Raw genomic sequence first — 2267 nt, forward strand, 5'->3', positions numbered from 1 at the left:
CTTCACACAACTTGCCTTCAAAAGGAAGTTCAAAAGCTTCTTCGGGCGCGTCAGGATTTTGTGATTTTCGATACATTTTTTCTTGCCGGATGCACGGGAATTTCCAATTTTACCTCTTTTTCGGGTTCTCGAAGCCACGTCAAGACTCCTCTAAGCCTTACGTCGTAAGCTTTTCACTTCTTTTCAGCAAGCCCTATGTATAACTGGACGGTTCCCAGTGGATTCAAAGCCTATATCGATAATATTGTCCGCATCGATCGCACTTGGGCTTACATCCCGGAAGAAAATCCAGAATTCCCATACGAACCGTTGGTTCGTGGTAAAAAAATGTTTGTCGTGACCGCACGGGGCGATGGTGGGTTCGCGCCGGGCGAACGGAACGAGAAACGGGATTTTCTCAATCCCTATCTAACAGAAATCTTTTCGATGTTGGGCGTCACAGATATCGAGTTTATCAATATCGAAAACGATGAATATGGCGGACAAAAATTAGAGGACTCGATCGCGGCAGCTCGCGATCGCATCGATCGACTCGTGGCCACATCTTGACGATCGCCATTGGGTTGTCAGACAACTCAGCCAGATGCGATCGATTCCCCCAGAATCGATCGCAACACAATACCCCGTTTTCCCGCTAGCGATACATCGTATATTCCGAGGCCACTAACATCGAACCGATCCCGGAGTCGGTGAAGATTTCCAAAAGTAGAGCGTGGGGAATCCGTCCGTCGAGGATGTGGGCGGCGTGAACTCCTTGGGCGAGCGATCGCACGCAACAATTCACTTTAGGAATCATCCCTCCAGCCACCACCCCGTCGTCGATGAGTTGTCGGGCTTGCTGAATATCTAACTGGTGAATCAGCGTCGAGGAATCTTTATAATCCCGTAAAATTCCCGGCGTATCGGTCAACAAAATCAGCTTTTCGGCGTTGAGGGCAGCGGCGATTTCTCCCGCCGCCGTGTCAGCGTTAATATTGTAGGCTTGTCCGGTTTCGTCGGCGGCAACGCTGGAGACGACGGGAACGTAACCGTCCGAAACCAAAGATTCGATCAGTGCTGGATTGACTGAGGCCACTTCTCCGACAAAACCGATCCCTTCTTTTCCTTGAGGGCGAGCTTGAATGAGGTTTCCGTCTTTTCCGCACAACCCCACCGCCGAACCGCCTGCTTGGTTGATGAGAGAGACGAGTTCTTTGTTGACTCGTCCGACGAGAACCATTTCCACCACGTCCATCGTCGGAGCGTCCGTGACGCGCAACCCGTCTTTGAACTGAGGGGCGATTCCCAGTTTTCCCAGCCAGGTGTTGATTTCCGGACCGCCGCCGTGAACTACCACCGGACGCAGTCCGACGCAGGAGAGAAAAACGATATCGCGGACGACCTTGTCTTTGAGCGAGTTGTCTTTCATCGCGGCTCCCCCGTATTTCACGACGACGGTGCGTCCGGCGAACTGTTGGATGTAGGGGAGAGCTTCACTGAGAACGCGAACTCGGGTAGCCTCGTCTTTTTTGAGATATTCGTGTTCCATCGAAGGGCTATTGTTGTGCTTGACGGCAATGCGAGTATACCGGAATTTCAGGTCGCGGAACCGTCGGGAGGAAACACGCGCAAAATCTGATTTCCTCCTTTTTGAAATTCGTATTTGACATCTTCGATACAGACAGCGTACCCCCGATCTGATAATCGGTCGATGACGGGTTGTAAGTGAGGAGAAATCTCTCCAGAAAAGTTCGTAATTAGAGGAAAAACTCGGGCTTCGCGAGCGACGCGACACATTTCCACGATCGCCTGAAGGTGAAAGTCGAGGTCGAGCTGTTCGGAATAAGTAAACAGCAGGTGAGAGCAGAGAGCTAAGTCGAACGTCGCGGGAGGAAAGGGAAGTTTCGGTAAGGATTCGGTGAGATAGCGGTCTTGCTGTTTTCCGGTTGGGAAATCTTCTAGCGGTACTTAAACAAATTTCAAGCCCAAACCAAGCCAAAACGCGCTTTGTGAGCGGCAAACAGGTCTCGATTCTCGTTCAGCCATGCCACAAAACGAAAGACATGGCTGTCCGAAAAGCCTCTAAAGCATCTACAAAAGTTTCCAAAGGTTGGTTCGCCCACTTCCTTCGTAAACCGCCCGTCAACTTATGCCAAAGGATAAAAGTGTGGGTCTTCGGAGTTTGTGGTTATAAATGTATAGCATGATACAAAAAATTGAAGATTCGAGAGCCAAAACCCTTGAAATCTCGTGAAGTTAGTTTTTCTGTCATCCTAAACTCCGAAGAG

General features: G+C 50.2%; 3 protein-coding genes and 1 pseudogene. 1 reads left to right on the forward strand and 3 read right to left on the reverse strand.

The window, feature by feature from the left end:
• Window positions 1-195: 195 nt before the first annotated feature.
• Entirely contained in the window at window positions 196-549 is a 354-nt protein-coding gene (locus tag GEI7105_RS29895; RefSeq protein WP_051044134.1) for an NAD(P)H-dependent oxidoreductase, read from the forward strand.
• A gap of 85 nt (window positions 550-634) precedes the next feature.
• Here GEI7105_RS29895 and argB read toward each other — a convergent pair whose 3' ends face one another.
• The 3 genes and pseudogenes from argB to GEI7105_RS37050 all read right to left on the reverse strand — a co-directional run.
• Complete coding sequence (gene argB / locus GEI7105_RS0110015; protein ID WP_017660336.1) at window positions 635-1528, reverse strand: acetylglutamate kinase; 894 nt, start codon at window positions 1526-1528, stop codon at window positions 635-637.
• A 47-nt stretch (window positions 1529-1575) separates the two neighbouring features.
• The gene (locus GEI7105_RS33335) at window positions 1576-1776 is read right to left on the reverse strand and encodes a hypothetical protein (RefSeq protein WP_017660337.1); all 201 of its coding nucleotides are present in this window, start codon (window positions 1774-1776) and stop codon (window positions 1576-1578) included.
• A 182-nt stretch (window positions 1777-1958) separates the two neighbouring features.
• Window positions 1959-2149, reverse strand: a pseudogene (locus tag GEI7105_RS37050) (IS701 family transposase); the annotation flags it as partial.
• Window positions 2150-2267 lie beyond the last annotated feature (118 nt).

Source organism: Baaleninema simplex PCC 7105, from assembly GCF_000332355.1.
Taxonomy (GTDB): Bacteria; Cyanobacteriota; Cyanobacteriia; order Cyanobacteriales; family Geitlerinemataceae; genus Baaleninema; species Baaleninema simplex.

Coding starts and splice junctions, on each gene's coding strand:
- GEI7105_RS29895 (WP_051044134.1), top strand. CDS start 196: ATGTATAACTGGACGGTTCCCAGTGGATTCAAAGCCTATATCGATAAT.
- argB (WP_017660336.1), bottom strand. CDS start 1,528: ATGGAACACGAATATCTCAAAAAAGACGAGGCTACCCGAGTTCGCGTT.
- GEI7105_RS33335 (WP_017660337.1), bottom strand. CDS start 1,776: ATGTGTCGCGTCGCTCGCGAAGCCCGAGTTTTTCCTCTAATTACGAAC.